This window comes from Kitasatospora saccharophila (assembly GCF_039529925.1).
Lineage (GTDB): Bacteria > Actinomycetota > Actinomycetes > Streptomycetales > Streptomycetaceae > Kitasatospora > Kitasatospora saccharophila.
The window spans coordinates 146,443-163,999 of the sequence record NZ_BAAANS010000004.1; the positions used below are offsets into that span (position 1 = coordinate 146,443).

Genomic DNA, 17,557 nt, shown 5'->3' on the forward strand with positions numbered 1-17,557 from the left:
CGGCCGCCGCCGGGCCTCCTCTCCGTGTCCTTCGGCTCAGTTCGCAAACCGTGTCAGCCCGTCATGTCAGCTCGTCATGTCATCCGGTCATGTCATCCCGTCGTCCGCACCGACTCGTGCTCGCCCTCGTCAGCAGCCGGCCACCGCCGCGCCCCCGCACGCCCGCCCCGGCACGCCTCGCCACGCCCCGCTCCGCCATGCCCGCACGGGTCCGGCGGGGTCCGCGGGCGCGGCGGGGACGGGCGGTGCACCGCGCTGCCGCATCGCAGAAAGGCACGTCCGCCATGAGCCCCGGCAACACAGCGCCGCAGTCCCAGACCGTGCGCGGCGCAGACACGTCGTTACAGCCCGTCCCGCCGCAGACCGCTCCGCCGCAGTCCGCCCCCGGGCCGGACCCGTCCCAGGCGGTCGCGCACACCGCCGCGGACCCCGCCGCGGACCCGGTCCGCGAGAGCATGCGGCGGCTGCCCCGCCCGGTGCAGCTGCCGCTCACCTTCCTGACCGGACGACCGCTGGCCGGCCAGCGGCCCGTCTCCCTGTCGCCGGGCTTCCACCTGGCCACCGCCACGCTCTCCGTCCTGGCCGGGGTCGTGCTCTCCGGGGCGGCGTTCGTCCTGGGCGGCCCGTTCCTGCTCCTGCTGGTGCCCGGCTGGGCGGTCACGCTGCACGGCCAGCGCAACCTCCGGATGATGATCTACCACCAGTGCTCGCACCGGAACATGTACGGGCGCCGCAGGCTGGACGCCGCGATCGGGTACGCGGTCTCCGCGCTCCTCGTGATCCAGAACTTCGAGCGCTACAGCCGCGAGCACGTCGCCGACCACCACGCCGTGCACCACATGACGCTGCGGGACCCCACCGTCCAGGCCTTCCTGATCAGCCTCGACCTGCACCCCGGCATGCCCCGCCGCCTGATGTGGCGCCGGGTGCTGCTGAAGTGCCTCTCGCCCCGCTTCCACCTGGCCTTCGGGATCGCCCGGATCCGCTCCTTCTGGCACAACGCCGCGCCCGCGGAGCGGGCCATCGCCCTCACGCTGTACGGCGGCGGAGGGGCCGTGGCCGTGGTGGGCGGATTCTGGCCGGCCGTCCTGCTGGTGTGGGCCGTGCCGACCTTCCTCTTCTTCCAGGTCAGCAACACCCTCCGGCTGTGCGTCAAGCACACCTTCCCCGAGCCCGGCACCACCGTCCGCCGGGGCCGCGACTACTTCGCCGGCCTGACCAACGCGATCTTCATCGGTGAGCCGGCGCCGCCCCGCGGCCTGCCCGCCGCCGCCGCTGCCGCCGGGTGGACGCGGTGGACGCTGCGCATGCTCCTGGTCCACCTCCCGGTCCGCTACCTGGTGCTCACCGGGGACACCGTGGTCCACGACTACCACCACCGTCATCCGGCCAGCAAGCAGTGGTCCGACTACGTCTTCGCCCGGCAGCAGGACCTCGTCGACGGCCACCGGGGCTGGCCCGCGTACACCGCCGAGTGGGGGTTCACCGCCGCCGTCAACCGGGTGTTCGACTCGCTCTCGGCGGCCGACCCCGAAGAGTTCGACGTCGCCCGGATCGGCTCGGTCAGCAAGCGCGAGCTCTTCGCGGCCTTCGACGACTGAGACCCCGCCGCCCGTCCCGCCCCGCCGCCCGTCCCGTCCCGCCAGTCGTCCCGTCCCGCAGCCCTCCTGAAAGGCAGATTTTGACATGCCCATGCCTGACCGTCCGAACGGTGCGCCCGAACGGGAAGGCCGTCTGGTGATCCTCGGTGTCGCGGCCAGCGACAGCCACGCCGTCGCCAACCACCTGATCGCCCACGGCCTGCGCGCCGACGGCTTCACCGTCGTCAACCTCGGAACCTGCACCCCGGTCGCCGAGTTCGCGGACGCCTGCGCCCGCCACCCGCAGGCGGAGGCGGTCCTCATCGGCAGCCTCAACGGCCAGATCCACGAGGACCTCCACGACCTCGCCGAGGCCAAGCGCTCCGGCCGCATCCCCTGCCCGGTCCTCGTCGGCGGCAACCTCTCCGTCGGCAGCGCCAAGGACGCGGCCTCGACGGAACGCCTCTACGCGCTGGGCGTCGACCAGGTGCTGTCCGCCGCCGCCGATCTCGTCCCGGTCCTCGACGCCCTGCACGCCGGGGCGGACGGGGCCACCGGCCGCATCCCGGTCGCCACCCGCCGGTGAGCGGTCTGCCGGTGGCCGCCGCCACGCCGACGCTGGAGGAATCGGCGGCGTACATCACGCGGAGCGGCAAACCCACCGCCGCCGAGGTGCTGGCCCGGGCCCGGACCAGCGGCCGACCGGCCCTCCAGCCCCGCTGCGGCGTCGGCGGGCACCGCGAGATGGCCGCCCTGCTGCTGGAACTGGAACGGGAGGGCGCGCCCGACCTGCTCACCCTGACCATCGACTCGCACACCAGGCTGCGCCGCTTCGAGAGCGCCGAACGGGCGCTGCGCACCGACCACCGCACGCTCAACGGCTACCCCCTGGTCACCCACGGCTGGCAGCGCGGCCGGGAGCTCAACGAGCTGGTCGCCGTCCCGCTGGAGATCAGGCACGGCTCGCCCGACCCGCGCGAGCTCTTCGCCACCGCGGTGGCCTCCGGCGTCACCTCCTTCGAGGGCGGCGGGATCTCCTACAACCTGCCCTACTCCAAGGACGTCCCGCTCGCCGACTCGCTGGCCGCCTGGGCCGAGGTCGACCGCACCTGCGGCGAACTCGCCCGGCTGGGCGTGGTGATGGACCGCGAACTCTTCGGCACCCTCACCGCCGTCCTGGTGCCGCCGTCGATCAGTCTGGCCGTGAGCGTGCTGGAGGCGGTGGCCGCGGCGGCCGCCGGGGTGCGCTGCGTCTCCGTCTCCTACCCGCAGGGCGGGCACCTCGCCCAGGACGTCGCCGCACTGCGCAGCATCCCGCTGCTGGCGGCCCGCTACCTGCCCCCGGGGGTGGAGGTCCACGCCGTGCTGCACGAGTTCATGGGGGTCTTCCCCCGTGACCGCGGGCACGCCGAGGAACTGATCTTCTACGGGGCCCTCACGGCCCGGCTCGGCGGCGCCTCCAAGCTCATCACCAAGACCTACCAGGAGGCGTTCGGGATCCCCGACGCCGCCGCCAACGCGGCGGGCCTGCGGCTCGCGTCCGTCGCCGGCTCGCCCCTGCTGGACTTCGTCACCGTCGACGAGGCCGCCGTCGGCGAGGAGCAGGAGTGGATCCTGCGCGAGACCGCGGAGATCGTCGAACCCGTGCTGTCCGCGCCGAGGCTGGACAGCGCGGTGGTCACCGCCTTCGCCGCGGGCCGGCTGGACATCCCGTTCAGCGCCAGCCGGCACGCCCGGTCGGAGGTCATCCCGCGGCGCGACCCGTCCGGCGCCGTCCGGTACCACTCGCCCGGACGCCTCCCGCTCTCCCGCGCCAGCGCCGAACGCAACCGCCGACTCCTCGGCGGCCCCGCGGACGACGCCTCGGGCGCCAGCCTGTTCGCGGCGCTGCGCCGGGACATCGACCACTTCCCCCTGCTGTTCGGCGAGACGCCCGAGGGCGCACCCGCCGGACCGTCCCCCGCCACCCCGGGAAAGGAACCCGCCCCGTGACCACCCGCCCCGCCACCACCGGCCCCGTGGCCACCGACTCCGCGACCGCCGCCCGGCCCGTCCTCCGCGTCGGCATCGTGGGCGCCGGTCCGCGCGGTGTCGTCGCCCTGGAACGGCTCTGCGCGAACGCCCCGCTGATCGCGCCCGGGGTGCCCGTCGAGGTGCACCTGGTCGACCCGTACCCGGCCGGCGGCGGCCGGGTCTGGCGCCGCGACCAGGACCGCTCGCTCCTGATGAACACGGTCGCCTCCGACGTGACCGTCTTCACCGACCCGTCCGTCCCCTGCGAGGGCCCGATCCTCCCCGGCCCCACCCAGTACCAGTACGCCCGGATGGTCGCGGACGGCCGGATCACCGACGTCACCGACGCGGAGCGGGAGGAGGCCGCGGGCATGCTGCCGTGGTCCTACGGCAGCCGCGCCTTCAACGGCGCCTACCTGCGCTGGGCACTGGAGCGCATCATCCGCGACGCGCCGGCCCAGGTCTCCGTCCACCTCCACCCCACCCGCGCGACGGCCGTCGACGACCGGGACGGCGGCGTCCAGCACCTGTGGCTGGACGGGGAGGAGCAGCCCCTGGTCTGCGACGCGGTCGTCCTCGCCCAGGGGCACTTCGACGTCGCGCCCACCGGCGGCCAGCAGCGGCTGAAGTCCTTCGCCGAACGCCACGGGCTGCTCTACCGCGAGCCGCTCAGCCCGGCCGAGTGCGACCTCACGGACATCCCGGCCGGCGAACCGGTGCTGCTGCGCGGCCTCGGCCTGAGCTTCTACGACTACGTCACCCTGCTCACCCAGGGCCGCGGCGGGCGCTTCCGGCGCGACGCCGACGGCCGGCTGCGCTACGAGCCCTCCGGCCGGGAACCGCTCGTCCACGCCGGCTCCGGCCGCGGGGTGCCCTACCTGGCCCGTGCCGAGGTGCACCTGGAGGTCGTCCCCCGCTACCAGCCGCGCTTCCTCACCGCCGAGGTCATCGCCCGGCTGCGCCGCTCGGCGGGCCGCGGCGAACTCGACTTCCGGAAGGACCTGTGGCCGTACGTCGCCAAGGAGGTCGGCTTCGTCTACTACCGCAGCCGCCTGGCCGACGCCCCCGAGGACGAGCGCGAGGCCTTCCTCGCCGAGTACGGCCGGTACGAGTGGGACAGCCCGGAACTGCGCGGGCTCATCGCCGACCGGTTCGAGGACCCGGACCTGCACTGGGACTGGGCCCGGGTCGACCGGCCGAGCCGCGGCCGGCGCTTCGCCGACCGTGCCGAGTACCAGGAGTGGGTGGCCGGCCGCCTGCGCTGGGACCTGGAGCAGTCCGCCGCGGGCCCGGCCCGCAGCCCGTTCAAGGCCACCGCCGCGATCATGCGCGACCTGCGGGACGAGATCCGCCAGGTCATCTCCCACCAGGGGCTGCGCGGCGGCTCGTACCGGGACCACGTCGACCGCTGGTTCAGCGGCCTCAACAACTACATCGCCAGCGGCCCCCCGACCGCCCGCGTCGAGGAGCTGGCCGCGCTGGTGGAGGCCGGCACCGTCCGCCTGGTGGGCCCGGAGATGACCGTCGAGCCGGACGAGGCCACCGGGCGCTTCCTGGTCTCCTCCCCGGCCGTCGACGAGGAACCGCTGGCCGTCGGCGCCCTGCTGGAGGCCCACCTGGCACTCACGGACGTCCGCCGCACCACCGACCCGCTGCTGCGCCACCTGCTCACCACCGGCGGCGCCCGACCCCACGTCATCCCCGACGCCCAGGGCGAGCCGTACGTCACCGGCGGGGTGGACGTCGCGGAGGTCTCCTTCCGGCTGCTCGACGCCGACGGCACGGACCACCGGGGCCGCTTCTCCTACGGGCCGCCGGTCGAGTCGGTGCAGTGGGTGACCGCCATCGGCGCCCGGCCCCACGTCGGCTCGCGCACGCTCATCCAGGGCGACGCCATCGCCCGCGGCTGCCTGCGGACCGGGGTGGAGAACCTCGCGCTGCGCGACCTCGCCCTGGCCTGACCCGCACCCGCACCCGCCCCGACCCGTGCCCACCCGCCCCGTCCCGTCCCGAAACCCCGGACACCGAGGAGACCCCGCCATGACCGACCCCGCACCCCGCCGGATGATGGACCTGCTGATCGGCTACTGGGCCTCCCAAGCCGTGCACGCCGCGGCGGCCCTGGGCCTGGCCGACCTCCTGGCGGACGGCCCCGCGTCCGCCGCCGAGCTCGCCGGACGCACCGGCACCCACGAGCCCTCGCTCGCCCGGCTGCTGCGCTTCCTGGTCGAGCTCGACGTGCTGGCGGACGGCCCGGACGGCCGCTACCGCACCACCGGGCTGGGGGAGACCCTGCGCACCGAGGAGCACGGCTCGATGCGCGACCTCGCCCTGCTCTACGGCGAGGAGTTCTACGCGGGCTGGGGCCAGCTGCTGCACACCGTCCGGACCGGCGAGAACGCCTTCGAGCACGTCCACGGCGCCGCCATGTACCCCTACTTCGGGCGCAGCCCGGAGTCGACCGCCAGGTTCGACCGGGCGATGGCGGCGAGTTCCTCCTTCTTCGACCCGATCCCCGGCCTGTACGACTTCTCCCGGGCCCGGACGGTGGTCGACATCGCGGGCGGCAACGGCGTCCTGCTGACGACCGTGCTGAAGGCGCACCCGGGCCTGACGGGCCTGCTGTTCGACACCCCGCACGTCGTGGACGCGGCCCGGGCCGAACTGGCCGGCTCGGAGTTCGCGGACCGGATCGGCTACGAGTCCGGCGACTACTACGAGAAGATCCCGGGCGGCGGCGACGTCTACCTGCTCTCGCGCGTCCTGCACGGCCGGGACGACGAGAAGTGCGTCAGGGTCCTGGAGCGGATCCGCGAGGCCGTCCCGGCGGACGGGGCGCTGCTGATCGTCGAGCGGGTGATCCCCGAGGACGGTTCGCCCTCGCTCGCGGCCTGGTTCGACGTCCACATGCTCGCCATCGCGGGCGGCTCGGAGCGGACCGCCGAGGAGTACCGCACGCTGCTGGAGCGGGCCGGGTTCGAGCTGACCGCGCTGCACGGGCTGCCGCTCGACAGCCAACTGCTGGTCGCCGAGCCGCGCTGAGCGGCTCCGCCTCGCCGTGCCGTCCCGCAGTGCCGCCCCGCCGGGTCACCCCGGCGGGGCGGTGCCGCTGGTTCAGCCGTCGGAGGAGACCGGGGTCAGCAGCCGGTGCGGCCTGGCCAGGGCGAGCGAGATCGGGTCCCGCCGGAGCCGCTCGTCGGTGCCGGGGCCGGGCCGCATCGTGATGTCCGCGGGCGGGACCGGGCGGTCGCAGGAGGGGCAGTGGCCCGTCCGGTCCAGCCGGGTGCCGCAGGCGGTGTGGCCGAAGAGGGTCCGCGGCCCGCCGGTCGAGGCGTTCCGCTCGCCCCACTGGGCCAACCCGTAGATCGGCTCCCAGAGTTCGAGGCCGGCGTCGGTCAGGAAGTAGCCGTACCGGACCGGGGAGCGCTGGTAGGGCTCCTTGTGCAGGACGCCCGAGGCCACCAGCGCCTGGAGCCGTGAGGTCAGCACGGCGCGCGGGATGTCGAGGTGGGCGAGGAAGTCGTTGAACCGGTGCACGCCGTAGAAGGCGTCACGGACGATCAGCATGCTCCAGCGCTCGCCGACCACCTCCAGGGCGCGCGCGAGTGAGCAGTCCTGCTGTGCGTAGTCGGTTCCCAGCGCCATGCGGCCCAGTCTAGCCCAAGGTTCCTTCACCGAACCCGGCGTGATAGATTCGTTCAGGTTCAATGAACAGACCTGACCCTGCCCCTCCCAGCCGAGGACGGCCATGAATCCCAGCCCGCCTCCCGCAGCCCGCCGCCCCGCCACCACCCTGCTGATCGCCGCCTTCGGCACGCTCCTCGTCCTGATCGACTACACCTCCCCGCTGACCACCCTGTCGCCCACCGCGGCCGACCTCGGTCTCGGGTCCTCCGCCCAGACCTGGGTCCTCACCGGCACCCTGGTCGGCCTGGCCGCGCTGCTGCTCACCATGGGCAGCGCCGCCGACGACTACGGCCGCAAGCGGGTGTTCGGCGCCGGGGCCGTCCTGCTGCTGGTCTCCACCGCCCTCTCCGCGGCGGCGCCCGGTCCGGCCGTGTTCCTGGCCGGGCGGGTCCTCCAGGGCTGCGCGGCCGCCGCGATCCTCGCCCCCACGCTCGGCCTGATCGGCCACGTGTACCCGCCCGGTCCCGGACGGGTCCGGGCCCTCGGCATGTGGGGCGCCTCGGTCGGCCTCGGCATCGCCGCCGGCCCGATCTACGCCGCCCTGCTGGAACGGGCCGGCGGCTGGCGGACGGTCTACTGGGTGCTCTCCGTGCTCTCCCTCCTCCTGGTGGCGCTGACCGCCCTCGGCCTGGAGGAGTCCCGCAACGACCGGCCGCGCAGGATCGACCTGCTCGGCGTGCTCACCCTCGCCGCCGGCGCGTCCTGCCTCATCGCCGGCCTCGCCGAGGGCAGGCACGGCTGGGGCCGCACCCCGGTGCTGCTCCTGCTCGGACTCGGGGTGGTGCTGCTCCTGCTCTTCGTGCTGGCGGAGGCCCGGGTCGCCGAACCCATGCTGGACCTCGCCCTGTTCCGCAGCCCCGGCTTCGTCGCCTCCAGCAGCGGGGCCCTCTTCACCGGCCTCGCCATCGTCGGCCTGATGAGCTACCTGCCGATGGCCCTGCAGAAGGCGCTGGGGGAGTCCCCGCTGACGGCGTCGCTCGTGCTGGCGATCTGGTCCGGCCTGTCGGTGGTCTCCGCCCTCCAGGCCCGCAGGCTGGCCGGCCGGGTCCCCGCGACGACCCAGGTGGCCGGCTCGCTGCTGCTCTGCGGGATCGGCGAGGCCGCCCTCTTCGGGATGCGGCCGGACGGCTCCTGGGTCCACTTCGCCCCGGGGCTCGTCCTCGCCGGCATCGGCAGCGGAGTCCTCAACGCGGCGCTCGCCCGCCTCGCGGTCAGCAGCGTCCCGGCGGACCGGGCGGCGATGGGGTCGGGCGCCAACAACACGGCCCGCTACCTCGGCTCCGCACTCGGCGTCGCCGTGACGCTCGCCGTGGCCGGCCAGGCCACCTCGGACCGCGGGCCGCGCTACGCCCTCGCCGCCGGCACCGACCGCGCCGTGCTCGTGGCCGCGGCGCTGTGCGGCGTCGGAGCCGCGGTCGCGCTGTGGGCCCGGATCGCGGAGTCCCGCGGTACGGCGCCGGCACCGCCGACACCGCAGCCGGCCGGGCCGCCCGCCGACGGCGGCGCGGTCGACGGCAGCCCGAGCGCGGCGGTGTCCCGTGGCTGACCTGCGACCGCTCACCCCGGGTGCTCCCGGCGCCCCCGGCACCCCCGCTGCCCAGGCCGCTCCCGGCGGGATCCTGCTGGAGCAGGGCAGGGGCCGCGTCACGGTCAGGTCCGGCGGGCTGCTGCTCGCCGACAGCCGCCGTCCGGTCGTCGTCCTGGAGGGCCACCACCCCGTCCGCTACTACCTGCCGCCCGAGGACGTCCACCGCGGGCTGCTCGTCCCCTCGTGGGAGAGCACGTACTGCCCCTACAAGGGCGCCGCCGTGCACTACGCGCTCGCTCCGGACGGCGGCGAGGCCGTCGCCTGGTCCTACCCCGACCCACTGCCGGGGATGGAGGCGCTCGCGGGCCTGATCGCCTTCTACCAGGAGCGCGTCCAGCTGGCCGTCGAGCCCTCGGGCTGACCCCGCGGGCTCCCGCGTACCGGGTGGTGACCGCGGCGGGCAGCTGCAGGGTCGTGGCGTCGCCCGTCGCCGGGGCGGGGTGAGCAGGATCCGCCGGACGGCGGCGCTGGGGCCGAGGCCGACCCGGATCCACCGCGGGCAGGTGTTGTCTGCGCCCTCCCCGTACGTGTTCGGGGTGCCGTCGACGGCGCTGCCGGAACCGTACGCCCGCGGGTGGCTGCTCTCGGAGGTCGGCGGGCCGGGCGCGAGGTCGGCGGCCGGGGTGGTGCCGCGGGTGGCGGCGGCCGGCGCCAGCACGGCCCGGTGGTGGGCGGTGGCGTTCTCCTGCCCGGTCCGTCCGGTGGCGGCCGGCCCGGGCCGGCCGCGCCGTCGGCCCGTCGGGGGAGCCGGCGCGCAGCTCCGCGAGGGTGAGGTGCTGCCACAGATGCGGGACGGCGGCCGCGGGCCGGCTCGCAGCCGCGCGCAGGGCTCCCGCGCGGCTGCGACGCCGCCACCGTCGGGAGCGGCCGCCGGTCCCGGCCCGCGCGGTGGCGCCGGGGGTGGTCAGGGCCCCACCCGGGCACCCCGCGGCCGGGCCGACAGCCAGCACAGGGACGACTGACCGGCCGTCGGCCACTGCCCGCGGATTCGGGTCAGTCCCCGGTGGGCCGCTTCCCGGCGGCCGGGGCGGGGGTGCCCAGCAGCTTGTGCAGGAAGCGGTCGACCTGCTCCGCCAGCGGGGGCCAGGCCAGGTCGGGCCGGTCGACCCGCATCGAGACCGCCCCGTGCACGGCGGCCCGCAGGTCCAGCGCGACGGCGGCGGCGTCGTCCGGGGCGGCCAGCCCGGCGTCCATGCAGGCCCGCACGGCCGCGGTGGTGGCGCGCCCCAGCTCCTCCTGGAAGGGCGCCGCGGCGTGCCGGTTGAGGGCGCTCGCGTGCAGCACCCGGTAGAGCCCGGGGTGCTCGTGCGCCCACGCCCCGAGGACCAGGACCCGGCCGCGCAGCCGGGCCACCGGGTCGCCGGCGGCCGCCTCGGCCTCCCGCAGGGCGTCCAGCAGGGTGCGGTGGCAGTGCTCCAGCGCGGCCAGGACCAGCGCGTCCCGGTCGGGGAAGTGCAGGTAGACCGAGGTCGCGGCCACCCCGACCTCCCGGGCGACGGCCCGCAGCGAGAGCGCCTGGTCGTCGCCGAGCCCGTCGAGCATCCGCAGCGTCGCCGCGACGACCTCCGCGCGCAGGCGTTCGCCCTGGCCCCGGGGGTTGCGCCCGCGGGCGGGCCGGCTGCTCGGCGTCGGGGTTCCCACGGGGTCCGCTGCTTCCACGATGGGTGATTGTATCGGGCCCGCCATTGCCTTACAGTCGTAGCGCTACAGCTGTTCACCTACGAGGGGGAGACATGTCGGACGCACGGTTGGAAGAGAACAAGCGGACGGTGCTGGCCTTCTACCGGGCCGCGATCGACGACAAGGACCACGCGGCCGCCGCCGCCCTGCTCGGCGACCGCTACGTCCAGCACAACCCGCGGATCGCCGACGGGGCGGAGGGCCTGCGGGAGTTCGTCGACACGCTCCGGGCGGACTTCCCGCACCTGCGGGCCGAGGTGAAGCGGATCTTCGCCGAGGGCGACCACGTCGTCGCCCACGTCCGGGGCGTCCGGGTGCCCGGCGGCCCGGCGACCGCGATCGTCGACGTCTTCCGGCTGGAGGACGGCCGGATCGTCGAGCACTGGGACGTCATGCAGCAGGTGCCCGAGGAGTCACGCAACCCCAACGGCATGTTCTGACGCTCCGTCGGGGGCGCCCCGCCGCAGGGTGCCCCGTCGCGGGGTGCCCCGCCACGGAGGGGGCCGCCGCGTCACCCGTTCGCGTGCCGACGCTGCGTCACCGGCGGGGCCCGGTGACGGTGGAGGGGAGAGCGGTCCCCTTCCCGAGAGGCGTGCGATGTACCAGAACCAGTTGGCGCGGACCGGGGCGGGCGTCCTGGTGATCGGCGGACTCACCCTGGCCGGGTGGTGGGCGGCCGCCGCCGCGGCGGGGCTGATCGCGGTCGGGGTGCTGTGCGTGCGGATCGGGTTCCGCCGTGGGCGCTGAGCACCGCCCGCCCGCCCCGGGGGCGCTGACGGCCCGTCGGCGGCGGCCCGCGCTGCTGCTCGCCGCCGCGGCGGGCCTGCTGGTGGCCGCGACGGTGCTGGCCGGGTACGGGCTGCGGGCCTGGAGCGCCGCGCTGGGCGTCCAGGGCTGGTGGACGCAGTGGCTGTGGGCGCCGCTGGCCGCCGCGCTGGTGCTGCAGACCGCGCTGTACCTGGCGGAGCGGCCGGCGGTCGCCACCCCGGAGCAGCAGCGCGGGCTGGACCGGCTGGAGGTGGCGGTGCTGGTGCCGGTGTTCGACGAGGACCCCGGCTACCTGCGCTCGGCGCTGGCCTCGCTGCTGGACCAGCACCGCCGCCCGGACTCCGTCCACGTCGTCGACGACGGCTCCACGGTCGACTACCGCGGGGTGCGCGGGCCGTGGCTGCGCGCCGCCGCCGCGGCCGGGGTGCGCGCCACCTGGGAGCGGCAGCCCAACCGGGGCAAGCGCCGCGCCCAGGTCGCCGCCGCCCGGCACTGCCCCGGCGCGGACGTCCTGGTCACCGTCGACTCCGACGCCCACCTCGACCCGCACGCCCTGCACGAACTGCTCCAGCCGCTCGCCGACCCGCGGGTGCAGGCCGTCGCCGGAGTCGTGCTGGCGCACAACAACCGGCGCGGGCCGATCAGCCGGATCACCGACCTGTGGTACGTCACCAACCAGCTGGCGGACCGCTCCGCGCTGTCGCCGCTGGGCGCGGTGATGGTGTGCTCCGGCTCGCTCGCCGCCTACCGGGCCGACCTGCTGGCCGACCACCGGGACGCCTACCTCGCGGAGACCTTCGCGGGCCGGCCGGTCACCTTCTCCGACGACTCGATGCTCACCTTCTACGCGCTGCGCCGCGGCCGGGTCGTCCAGCAGCCCACGGCGATCGTCTTCTCCGTCATGCCGGAGCGGGTCGGCCACCACCTGCGCCAGTACGTCCGGTGGATGCGCGGCTCCACCATCCGCTCGCTGTGGCGGGTGCGCTACCTGCCGCCGCTCCACCCGGCGTTCCTGGTCCAGGTCCTGCGCTGGTACCAGCACCTGGGCGCGAGCGCCGCGGCCGTCCTGCTGCTGTCCCGCTCGCTGCGCGCCGGGGCGCCGCTGCCGCCGGCTCTGCTGGCCGTGCCGCTGCTGGTCGTCTCCGGCCAGACCCTGCGGTACCTCACCGTGCGCCGCTCCGACCAGTCGCTCCGCTCGCAGCTGGGCACCTGGGCGCTGACCCCGCTGGCGCTCGCCTGGTCCTGGGCGGTGCTCCGCCCGGTGCACTGGTACGCCACCGCGACCTGCCTGCGCACCGGCTGGGGCACCCGCCGCAACGGCCCCGAGGTCGCCCCGGCCCCGCGCCCCGCCCCCTGACGGCCGGTCCGACCGGGGGCGCCGACCGGGCCGGGGCCGCCGATCGGGCCGGAGCCGCCGGTCAGGCCGCAGTTGCCGGTCAGGCCAGGCCGAGCGCGGGCAGGACGGCGGACTCCACGTACCGGGTCAGGTAGTCCGCGTCGGCGGGCCGGCCCTCGATCAGCGGGCGGATCCGGGTCACCCCGAAGAGCATGCTCGGGACGAAGGCGAGGGCCGGGTGGTCGGCCGGGACCTCGCCGCGCTCCACCCCGCGCCGCAGCACCGCCTCCAGCGCCGCGACCTCGGGGGCCACCACCGTCTCGCGCACCGCGTCCCGCAGGTCGCTGTCGGTCATCACGGCGTAGCCGAGCGCCTGCAGCAGGCCGGTGTCCTGGTCCGACCAGGCCCCGGTGACCGCGGCCGCCAGGCGCAGGTCGCCGGCCAGCGAGCCGGTGTCGATGCCCGCGCAGCGCGGCTGCCGGTCGGCGCGCAGGGCGGCCGCGACGAACCGGGCCTTGGTGCCCCAGCGCCGGTAGAGGGTGGACTTGCCGCACCGGGTGCGGGCGGCCACGCCCTCCATGGTGACGGCCTGGTAGCCGTGGTTGCGGACCTCGTCGAGCACCGCCTCGAAGAACTCCCGCTCCCGCTCGGAACTGATCTTCGAACGGGCCGGGGCGGTGGTCGGTTCCGCGTCCTGGTCGGGCGGTCGCGTCACGGCTTCCCCCATGGTGTCGGCACGGTGGCGGGCGTCTGTACACTACCGAAACGTATCGATACGCGCCCGTATCGATACGTTGGCGTATCGGCACTCGCGGGCGGTCCCCGAGCGCGGTCCGCCAGTAAGGGGGGAAGGGTTGCCCGCTCGGACGGAACCCGCCACGACACCCGCCGCGGACATACCCAGGCCCCGGCTGCTCCGGGAACTCCTGCTCGTCCTCGGACTGTTCACGGTCTACAAATTCGGCCGGAGACTGGCCATCGGCCACACCGAGGCCGCCTTCCACAACGCGGACCGGGTCTGGGACCTGGAACGCACCGTCCGCCTCCCCGGCGAGGGCGCCGTGCAGTCCCTGCTGCTGCACGACCACACCGTCGTCCAGGCGGCGAACGCCTACTACGCGACCGTCCACTTCCCGGCGACCGGGCTCTTCCTGGTCTGGCTCTACCTGTGCAGACCCGCCCACTACCTGTGGGCCCGCCGGGTGCTGGCCGCCGTCACCTCGGCCGCGCTGGTGCTGCCCTTCGTCTTCCCGCTGGCCCCGCCGCGGATGCTCACCGCCAGCGGACTGCTCGACACCGGCCGGCTCTACGGCCCCTCGGTCTACGGCCCGCCGACCACCGACCACCTCTCCAACCAGTACGCCGCGATGCCCTCGCTGCACTTCGGCTGGGCCCTGATGGTGGCGATCGGCCTGATCGCGGCCACCCGCTCGCGCTGGCGCTGGCTGTGGCTGCTGCACCCGCTGATCACCCTGACGGTGATCGTCGGCACGGCCAACCACTACTGGCTGGACTCGATCGCCGCCACCCTGATGTTCCTGCTCGCCTTCGCCCTCCTCCCCGGCCCCGGCCGCACCGGCACCAACCTCCGCCGCCGCGGCCCGCACCGCGCCCGGCCACCCGTGGCCACCCCGGCCCACCCGTAGCCGCCCCGGTCGCCGCGCCGCGCCCCCGCCCCGGCCGCCGGGGAGCGGGCGCGCGGCGGCCGGGCGATCCTGTGCACACCGGCGGTGAGCGCCGGGCCACGGGACGGGCCACCCGGTCCCGGGGCACGCCGAGCGAGAGGTCGGAGCCGATGGAACGGGTGAAGGGCGCACTGACGGCCTGGGCGGCACTGGCAGCGGCGTTCCTGCTGGCCGCCTGGCTGCTCCCGGGCATGTCCCTGCACGGCGGCCTGCGCGGCCTGCTCTGGACCACGCTGCTGTTCTCCCTGGTCAACCTGGTGCTGGGCAGTATCCTCCGGACGGCCGCACACCCCCTGGTGGTGTGCTCGCTCGGACTCTTCCTGGTCGTCATCAACACGGTCACCCTCAAGACCACCGCACTGATCACCTCCGACCTGGAGGTCCGCGGCGTGGCCACCGCGTTCTGGGCCGCCCTGGTGATGTCCGCGGTCACCCTCGCCACCCGGCTGCTCCGGCGCCGCCACCGCGCCCGCCCCGTCGAGGCCGTCTCCTGACCCGCCCGCCGCAGCCGCCACCGTCCGGGAGCGCGCACACCGACGGCCGCCCCGGGGACGGAGACCCGGACGGCGCCCCGGTCACCCGCGCGGTGGCGCTGGCCGCCGCCGTCCTGCTGTACGGGCTCGTGGTGGGCCTCCAGTACGGCACCGACGGCTGGCACCTGCCCTCCGTGCTGGTCGCGGTGCCCGCGGTCGTCGCGCTCGCCTTCGGACCGCCCGCGATCCTCGCCTCCGCGTTCCTCGCGGTCGCCACCCGCTGGGCGTTCACCCTCTCCGACCCCGGGCGCACCGGCGCCGCCGTCGGCACCACCCTGGTGATCCTCGGCATCGCCGCGCTCGGCTGCTTCGTGGTCCGCCGCCGCGAACGCTCCGCGGCCCGCCTGGTCAGCGTCGCCACCGTCGCCGAGACCGCCCAGCGCGCCGTGCTGCGCCCCGTCCCGGCCACCGTCGGCGGGTTCCGGGCCGCCGCCAACTACCGGGCCGCCGCCCGCTACGCCCGGATCGGCGGGGACCTCTACGCCGTCGCGGACACCCCGGCCGGACTGCGCGCGCTGATCGGCGACGTCCGCGGCAAGGGCCTGGACGCGGTGGCCACCGCCGCCGTCGTGCTCGGCGCCTTCCACGAGGCCGTCCTGGACGCGCCCACCCTGGACGCCCTCGCCGACCGGCTCGACGCCAGCCTGCGCCGCCACCTCACCGACCCGGAGTCCTTCGTCACCGCGTTCCTCCTGGAGGCCGCGCCCGACGGCACCGCCCGCGGCCTCTCCTGCGGCCACCCCGCCGCCCTGCTGCTGCGCGGCACCGCGGTCCGCGAGCTTCCCGCCCCGCCCGGCCTCCCGCTCGGCCTGCGCACCCCCGCGGCCGGCCCCGCGCCGGCCCCCGCCACCCTGCTGCACCCCGGCGACACCCTGCTGCTGTACACCGACGGGATCAGCGAGGCCCGCGACCGCGACGGCGCGTTCTACCCGCTCCCGGACCGGCTGGCCGCCTGTGCCGGACTGCCCCCGCAGGCCCTGGTGGACCGGCTGCAGCAGGACGCCCACGACTTCGCCGGCGGCACCGACGACGACACGGCCCTGCTCGCCCTGAGTTGGGGCCCCGCCGCGCCGGACCCGCTGCGCAGCGCTTGAACCGGGGCGCGGCGTTCGAGGCCGGCGTCGACGACGCTCCCGCCGGCCGGTTCCCGGACGCCACCGGGCGTCACCCGGCGCCACCGGGCTCCGGTGGGCGTACCGTCGGAGCCCGGTACCGAGGAGGGCTCCCGATGCACGACGTGACCTGTTCGATGACCATCTCGCTCGACGGCTACACCACCGACCCGGACGGCGGCCTCGGCTGGGCGGCACCCGACGAGGAGGTCTTCCGGCTCGCCACCGACGAGGTCCGGGGGACCGGCGTCCACCTGCTCGGCAGGCGGCTGTACGAGGCGATGCTGTACTGGGAGGACGCCGACCGGGACCCGGAACTCGACTTCTCCACCCGGGAGTTCGCCGAGCTCTGGCGGGGGCTCCGGAAGGTGGTCTTCTCCCGCACCCTCCCGGCGGTGCGCGGCAACGCCCGGCTGGCCTCCGGCACGCTCGCCGAAGAGGTCGCCCGGCTGCGGGCCGAGCCGGGGGACGGCGACATCGCGATCGGCGGCGCCGACCTCGCCGCCCAGGCGGCCGGCCTGGACCTGATCGACGAGTACCGGCTGCGGACGTACCCCGTCCTCCTCGGCGGCGGCACCCCGCTCTTCCCCCGGGACGGACGGCGCAGGGACCTCGAACCCGTCGAGTCCCGCCCCCTCGCCGCGGGGGCCCGCTACCTGCGCTACCGGGTGCTCAGGGAGCGGTGAGCGTGCCCAGCGCGTCCTGGGCGAAGGCGACGGCGGCGGCCTCGGCGGGGTCCGGCGCGCCCTCGGCGGACGGGCCGGAGCCGGCCGCCGCCGAGTAGTCGACCGTGATCAGCGCGTTGCCCCGGAGCGCCGTCAGGGTGACCCGGCCGAAGTTGCCGTAGGCGACGTGCAGCACCGTCGCCCGGTCGCCGAGCCCGGGGACGGTCCGGTCGCCGGTGATCTTCCCGCCGGCGCCGGACGCGCTGGTCCGGTCGACGGTCACCGTCTGCTGGTAGACGCTCCCCGCCTGCGGGGACAGCAGCACGCCGACCTCCACCGTGGCGTAGCCGCCCCCGCCCGTCCAGGTGCCGCGCGCCGAGACCGTCCCGCCGACGGCCGGTGACGCGGTGCAGGTGGCGCCCTTGGCGTAGCGCTCGACCGTCTCCGGGCGCAGCAGCGCGCAGCCGTCGGCCAGTGCGGTGTAGAGCGCGGGGGCGGTGCTCGGGGCGGTCGGGGCGGGCGAGGACGACCCGTCGGCGGCGGACGTCGCGGAGGCCGTCGCGGCGGAGGCCGCGGCGGACGGCGCCGGGTCGGTCAGGTGGGCCAGCAGGCTCAGGGCGAGGACCACGGCGCCGGCCCCGGCGGCCAGGCCGCCGAGCAGCCAGGTCCAGCGCCGGGCGGGACCGACCGGGCGCAGGTCCGCCGGGTCGGGGAGGGTGGCCGGGGTGGGCTGCTCCGGCAGGACGCGGGTGGCCGCGGGGGGCGGCAGCGGCCGGGTGGTGGGAGGCGGCGGGGCCCCGGGCGGGGGCAGCAGCGGGAGGGTCGCGGGCGGGGGTAGCAGCGGGAGGGTCGCGGGCGGGCCCGGCGGCAGCGGCCGGGTCGGCGGGTCGTCCTGGAAGTCGGCCATGGC

Annotated in this window: 17 protein-coding genes and 1 pseudogene; 14 read left to right on the top strand and 4 right to left on the bottom strand. The window is 76.0% G+C overall.

All coding sequences use genetic code 11. The features are described from left to right. The first annotated feature begins 455 nt into the window (after positions 1–455). From ABD345_RS04980 to ABD345_RS05000, 5 genes are all read left to right on the top strand, one after another. A complete protein-coding gene (locus ABD345_RS04980) occupies positions 456–1,601 on the top strand; it encodes a fatty acid desaturase (protein WP_344550508.1) in 1,146 nt (381 codons plus the stop codon). Positions 1,602–1,692: 91 nt separating this feature from the next. Next, the gene (locus ABD345_RS04985) at positions 1,693–2,166 is read left to right on the top strand and encodes a cobalamin-dependent protein (RefSeq protein WP_344550509.1); all 474 of its coding nucleotides are present in this window, start codon (positions 1,693–1,695) and stop codon (positions 2,164–2,166) included. Then, positions 2,163–3,572, top strand: a complete 1,410-nt coding sequence (locus ABD345_RS04990) for a methylaspartate mutase (RefSeq protein WP_344550510.1) — start codon at positions 2,163–2,165, stop codon at positions 3,570–3,572. The genes ABD345_RS04985 and ABD345_RS04990 overlap by 4 nt, the downstream gene beginning before the upstream one ends. Further along, positions 3,569–5,554, top strand: a complete 1,986-nt coding sequence (locus tag ABD345_RS04995) for an FAD/NAD(P)-binding protein (protein WP_344550511.1) — start codon at positions 3,569–3,571, stop codon at positions 5,552–5,554. Before ABD345_RS04990 ends, ABD345_RS04995 begins: the two co-directional genes overlap by 4 nt. 79 nt (positions 5,555–5,633) lie before the next feature. After that, on the top strand, positions 5,634–6,635 hold the full coding sequence (locus ABD345_RS05000; protein WP_344550512.1) for a methyltransferase: 1,002 nt from the start codon (positions 5,634–5,636) through the stop codon (positions 6,633–6,635). 72 nt (positions 6,636–6,707) lie between these two features. On the opposite strand, the gene ABD345_RS05005 is transcribed toward ABD345_RS05000, so the two are convergent. After that, positions 6,708–7,238, bottom strand: a complete 531-nt coding sequence (locus tag ABD345_RS05005) for a winged helix-turn-helix transcriptional regulator (RefSeq protein WP_344550513.1) — start codon at positions 7,236–7,238, stop codon at positions 6,708–6,710. Positions 7,239–7,332: 94 nt separating this feature from the next. Here ABD345_RS05005 and ABD345_RS05010 point away from each other — a divergent pair. Together ABD345_RS05010 and ABD345_RS05015 are read left to right on the top strand one after the other, a co-directional pair. Continuing rightward, a pseudogene (locus tag ABD345_RS05010) lies at positions 7,333–8,826 on the top strand (MFS transporter); the annotation flags it as partial. Beyond that, the gene (locus ABD345_RS05015; RefSeq protein ID WP_344550515.1) at positions 8,819–9,229 is read left to right on the top strand and encodes a DUF427 domain-containing protein; all 411 of its coding nucleotides are present in this window, start codon (positions 8,819–8,821) and stop codon (positions 9,227–9,229) included. The pseudogene ABD345_RS05010 and the gene ABD345_RS05015, both read left to right, overlap by 8 nt. 632 nt (positions 9,230–9,861) lie before the next feature. Here the strand turns inward: ABD345_RS05015 and ABD345_RS05020 are convergent. Further along, positions 9,862–10,509, bottom strand: a complete 648-nt coding sequence (locus ABD345_RS05020) for a TetR/AcrR family transcriptional regulator (RefSeq protein WP_344550516.1) — start codon at positions 10,507–10,509, stop codon at positions 9,862–9,864. 92 nt (positions 10,510–10,601) lie between these two features. Between ABD345_RS05020 and ABD345_RS05025 the strand changes: the two genes are divergently transcribed. The 3 genes from ABD345_RS05025 (at position 10,602) to ABD345_RS05035 (ending at position 12,673) form a co-directional block, all read left to right on the top strand. Beyond that, entirely contained in the window at positions 10,602–10,988 is a 387-nt protein-coding gene (locus ABD345_RS05025) for a nuclear transport factor 2 family protein (RefSeq protein ID WP_344550517.1), read from the top strand. A 157-nt stretch (positions 10,989–11,145) separates the two neighbouring features. Then, positions 11,146–11,295, top strand: coding sequence for a hypothetical protein (locus ABD345_RS05030; RefSeq protein WP_344550518.1), 150 nt, complete (start codon positions 11,146–11,148; stop codon positions 11,293–11,295). Next, on the top strand, positions 11,285–12,673 hold the full coding sequence (locus tag ABD345_RS05035) for a glycosyltransferase (protein WP_344550519.1): 1,389 nt from the start codon (positions 11,285–11,287) through the stop codon (positions 12,671–12,673). Before ABD345_RS05030 ends, ABD345_RS05035 begins: the two co-directional genes overlap by 11 nt. A gap of 79 nt (positions 12,674–12,752) precedes the next feature. Here the strand turns inward: ABD345_RS05035 and ABD345_RS05040 are convergent, their stop codons facing one another. After that, the gene (locus tag ABD345_RS05040) at positions 12,753–13,367 is read right to left on the bottom strand and encodes a TetR/AcrR family transcriptional regulator (RefSeq protein ID WP_344550520.1); all 615 of its coding nucleotides are present in this window, start codon (positions 13,365–13,367) and stop codon (positions 12,753–12,755) included. Between the two features lie 139 nt (positions 13,368–13,506). Between ABD345_RS05040 and ABD345_RS05045 the strand changes: the two genes are divergently transcribed. The 4 genes from ABD345_RS05045 to ABD345_RS05060 all read left to right on the top strand — a co-directional run bounded on the left by ABD345_RS05045 (position 13,507) and on the right by ABD345_RS05060 (position 16,668). Continuing rightward, the gene (locus tag ABD345_RS05045; protein WP_344550521.1) at positions 13,507–14,298 is read left to right on the top strand and encodes a phosphatase PAP2 family protein; all 792 of its coding nucleotides are present in this window, start codon (positions 13,507–13,509) and stop codon (positions 14,296–14,298) included. A 149-nt stretch (positions 14,299–14,447) separates the two neighbouring features. Next, a complete protein-coding gene (locus ABD345_RS05050) occupies positions 14,448–14,831 on the top strand; it encodes a phage holin family protein (protein WP_344550522.1) in 384 nt (127 codons plus the stop codon). Between the two features lie 92 nt (positions 14,832–14,923). Beyond that, complete coding sequence (locus tag ABD345_RS05055; protein WP_344550523.1) at positions 14,924–15,964, top strand: PP2C family protein-serine/threonine phosphatase; 1,041 nt, start codon at positions 14,924–14,926, stop codon at positions 15,962–15,964. A gap of 134 nt (positions 15,965–16,098) precedes the next feature. After that, positions 16,099–16,668: a dihydrofolate reductase family protein gene (locus ABD345_RS05060; RefSeq protein WP_344550524.1), complete on the top strand. Its 570-nt coding sequence runs from the start codon at positions 16,099–16,101 to the stop codon at positions 16,666–16,668. Here ABD345_RS05060 and ABD345_RS05065 read toward each other — a convergent pair. Further along, the gene (locus ABD345_RS05065; RefSeq protein ID WP_344550525.1) at positions 16,655–17,554 is read right to left on the bottom strand and encodes a hypothetical protein; all 900 of its coding nucleotides are present in this window, start codon (positions 17,552–17,554) and stop codon (positions 16,655–16,657) included. The genes ABD345_RS05060 and ABD345_RS05065 overlap by 14 nt on opposite strands. Between the last annotated feature and the right edge of the window lie 3 nt (positions 17,555–17,557).